A 4,137-nucleotide genomic window follows, 5' to 3' on the forward strand; every position below is an offset into this window, starting at 1 on the left:
CTGAGCTCAGCATTGTAGCCCTAATTGCAACTTTCGGGACTTGTCTATCGATAACTTACGGCCAACCCTCCAAACAGGAATCCATGCCCTTGGAATTTCCAACTTTCCCAATCCAAACCATCTCTCCTTGCGATCACCCTTCCCACGCCATATCCACTGCTTACAACCTTCGACCCACCCCTTGTGCAACGGGCCTCACCGCAGCAAAAGGCATCCCCATTTGCCCTTACCCCTTTTTCCCACGGATCCCATCTCCCTCAAGCCGTACCCCTCCGTAGTCATCCTGCCGTTCCTCCTGCCTACCATTTTCCCTTACGCTCCTAGCACGCACCTATCACGCTACCGTACCTTTCCCTCGCAACCCACCGCATACCCTTTCCCCCCCAACTCGGCAGAACCTGTCACTCCTCATCTTTTCCCGGTCACCTTTCCCGCCTCTCACATGGACAAACACAACCCACCTTCTTTGCCCGTAGAAAGTTTCGCCATCTCCTCCCTCCAAGACTCTACTAGCGGAAAAGCCAGTCCACGAAGACGCCCTGGGAGAGCAATCACATATTCCGGACCTTTTCCGCCGCTCATCTCAGGCGGCCGCACCCTTTGGTAGCCTATGCTTTCCAAAACCTCCAGCACACTCCCACTGCCCTTATGGCATTCACATATCACAATCGGTCCGTCCCTTCTCAATGTGTTTATGCCTCCTTCTAAAACCAGTCCCTCTGCCCCTTCCACATCAATCTTCACTAATTCCGGCGGCCTGGTATCCTCCCGCTCGCGATCGATCGTGACAACTTCTATTCTACGGATCGCACTACAACTCCCGGCCGTTGCACCATCCCGAGGTGATTCTACTAAACGACCCTGGTGGTGACTCGAAAGATCCCGAAGGAACCAGTGCGGTCCGTCTTTGCTCCCAACTGCGACTGGCCGAACAACGACGTTACTCAATCTGTTTTTCTCAATCGTTCGCACAATAAGTCGCACATTATCTTGATCCGGCTCAAACATCCGAACATATGCCTTCGGCCACAGCTGGCATGCCACCCAACTATAAAAGCCAATATTCGCACCGATATCCCAAAAGCTTTGGATCTGTGAAAGCCTGGCTAACGATCGGAAAAAAGCTAACATGGACGGCTCCGGCCCTTCCGGAAGAAACCAGAGCGACATGTGTTCTACAAGGCGCACACACACAGGAAACTCCACAGCAGCAACCTTCGTGAAGATTGGTACGTTTAGGAACCTGAGGATTGCTCTTCCCACTGCCACCTTCCGGACAACATTTAAAGGATGGATATTTTGTCGAACGCTCCAAAGGCATTGATAGAACAAGGTACTTCTAGTCATGTACGATCCTCCTACGATGCCATCAGCTTTGCTTATGACTTAGCTAGCCGATTGTAAGCATCTGTTGGCTAACAATTGCGGGTTTGCTCTGCAGCTTTAAAAAGGGAAAAGAAAAGACCTGGTTTGGAAAAGAGATACTTACACTCATGCTCTACGCAATCCGTAGAATGTCCTTCCTTCTATAAGAGAGACTCGATACTCTTCGTGGCCGTTTCTGAGCCCGGTGCCTACCCTGAAGCATACATCCGTTTTGATGTCTTGCTTCTCCCGGAACGAAAAAGACCTGAGAACGCGCCTGCAAACCCTCAGGTGTTCCAAATTCTCTCTGGCTTGGGAACCGTCGTCTATCCCGGGTAGGCGAAGTCGCGTCGCCTACCTCCAGGGGCAAATTCTGTGTCTTGCTTACCCATACTTGCCGCCTTATCGTAGGCTTCGGGAGTGGTGTAGTGCGATTTGGGAGTCGTTAACCGGGGCTGCCCTTTTCGGTGTAGCAGTAACTGGGTGACTCCGTGTCGCCCATTTCCACTCGCCGCTCGATCCTACCGAATCAGCAACGTGCGGAATTTCCGGCATGCGGGTTTTCGGGCAACGTTGCGGCAGGATTATGCCTAGAGAAGCTTTTTCAGCCTCCCTTCGGTACTCCCCCATGCCTTTGGCTCCCTGCGCGACGTTTCCCTTCAACTAAGGTCCCTATCTCAGACTTTGTCCGAGTTCTGCCGTAACATGAGCCCACCCGATTCCCTCCTGGTGCTACTCCAAGCCCTCGTGGAGTAGTTGTCGGCCCATTTGGCGCTAGCCCGAATCGCCACCCAAATGGGCCTGCCGTGCTCGTGCATCGTCCTTTGGACACACCCGCTGGCCAATTGCTCAGGGTGGCTCTCCCCACTGCACACATTGCTCTCTTTCCTAGCTTGGCTTCGCGCCTCACCTGCTGCCGCAAGCTCGGCATCCACATTTTGCATTTCGAGGCTTTGCTCGATCGTTTACTTTCGTTAGGGGCTCCTTGCCGACTCGCCAGCTTTCCGGGCCTTTTCGTGAGAGGCCTCGACCACCAGCAGCCCCTCCAGGCGTTTGCGACAGGAGCCATAGTTACCGACTGTGGACCACTTCCTGCCCACTGCACGATCTACGTTTTTATGGACGCGCGCCAACGATTCGCCAGGGAATACGCTCTTTGCAGGGAAAACGCGGAAAGTCTAGCCACCTGCGAAAGAAAAGAAACCGCTCCGCCTCAGCCCGCAATCTGCTTTAGGCTCTCCCGTCCTAATTGCATTCCTACCGCCTCCTTTAGAAAGCCTTTCCGACCCGAAGCCAGATAGAAGATGGGAAGTGCCCGGCAGGCATCGAAAAGGCAGGCACATGGTCCTCTCTGAGCCCGTCGCGCCCCTTCTGCGGTTGATACTCAGGAAAAACCTCACGAAGCACATGCGGACGCTCATAGTGAAGAAGACTCAAGCAGAAGATGATTTGGAACCTGCGATTGAACGCAAGAAAAGCTTGCAAAAGCGAGGATTCTGAGGCCGGGAAAAACGTCTTTAATATATCCCTTGGATAATCGTAAGGAAAGTTAATATCGTGAAAATGAACCACCACCCCAGAAGCAAGCCTCGGCAACACCTCCAAAATAAGAAAGTTAACATCCCCGCCCGGTTTCACCGTGTGAGACGAATCGATAAAAAGAACGTCGTTCTCCTCCAAACTTTCGAATAAGCCAAACGCCATCTCCTGTACTCTTCGAGGAACCAACCGGATGCCCTCCATCGTTCGCAGTGCAGGAGAGGGATTTGGTTCGATGGCTGTGATTTCCACGTTGCCCATTTTTCCTTCGCTGTTCCGACGGACTGCCTCAACGATGCAATAAGTAGACACCCCGGATCCAACCTCAATGATCCGCCGCGGCCGCAGAAAGCGGACTACAGCATGAAGGGCTTGTGCCTCTATGTAACCAAACCCTGGACCAAAAGCATGGCCAACGGCATATCGGTATGCGCTGTTTCCAGTATACTCCGCTTGGAACGGCAAGCATATCTCCCGCAAATTCTTCACCTGATCGTCGATATCCACCTCAAGACCACGCAGTTCGGATTGTCTCGCCCAGGTTTTCCGCGTAGTTTCCAACTCAATCGGATCGGGCAATGGACAATAATAATGCACCGGGACTATGTGAACACCAAACAGTCGCCTCACCACTCGGTAGCCAGCGAGGAATCCACGCTTGAGGAGGACCTTCACTTGCTTCTTCACCATGCCGGTCTCCCTTGGTTTACAGTTACGCCGACCTGGCGTGTATGAGCGTTCATGGATGTGGGTTAGACAGCATCCCTGCTGCCTCGCAAGCTGCGATATCCCTTCGGCCCGTGTCTGAATATGGGCTCGTGGATGACCTTGGAACGAAGAGCAGATTCAGATAAACGTGGATCCGGTCGCTTCTGACCGCATCTAGCTAGCTTATAGATCATCACGGACATGGCCCTTCTACCTACACATAGCTTGGTCGCCCCCGTATCCGTTACTGGGTGGCGGCGAAGAGTCATTCAATCGGGTGTGTGCTCCGAGCGCAGCGACTGTGTTCGCGAGTAAAATCCTTGAAGGTCAGCAACCTCGCCCGCTTCTGGCCTTAACCGATCTTCCGCACCATTTTGAGGATTCTTTCGGCGTATGAAGGACTTATGCAAAATCCTGTAGGACGTACCATGCAAAGACAATGTGAATCACTTTTATGTCTATGAGCATTATGTTCTTGCCATATTGTAGGCATGTACGTACAGGAGGTGCGGACCCGTCAGAGGG

Annotated in this window: 2 protein-coding genes; both read right to left on the bottom strand. The window is 52.8% G+C overall.

The genetic code is table 11. The features are described from left to right. Nucleotides 1-438 precede the first annotated feature (438 nt). The gene (locus KK925_RS09220; protein WP_174583557.1) at nt 439-1,347 is read right to left on the bottom strand and encodes an FkbM family methyltransferase; all 909 of its coding nucleotides are present in this window, start codon (nt 1,345-1,347) and stop codon (nt 439-441) included. 1,287 nt (nt 1,348-2,634) lie between these two features. After that, a complete protein-coding gene (locus KK925_RS09225) occupies nt 2,635-3,594 on the bottom strand; it encodes a class I SAM-dependent methyltransferase (RefSeq protein WP_174583558.1) in 960 nt (319 codons plus the stop codon). Nucleotides 3,595-4,137 lie beyond the last annotated feature (543 nt).

Source organism: Candidatus Methylacidithermus pantelleriae (genome assembly GCF_905250085.1).
GTDB lineage: Bacteria > Verrucomicrobiota > Verrucomicrobiia > Methylacidiphilales > Methylacidiphilaceae > Methylacidithermus > Methylacidithermus pantelleriae.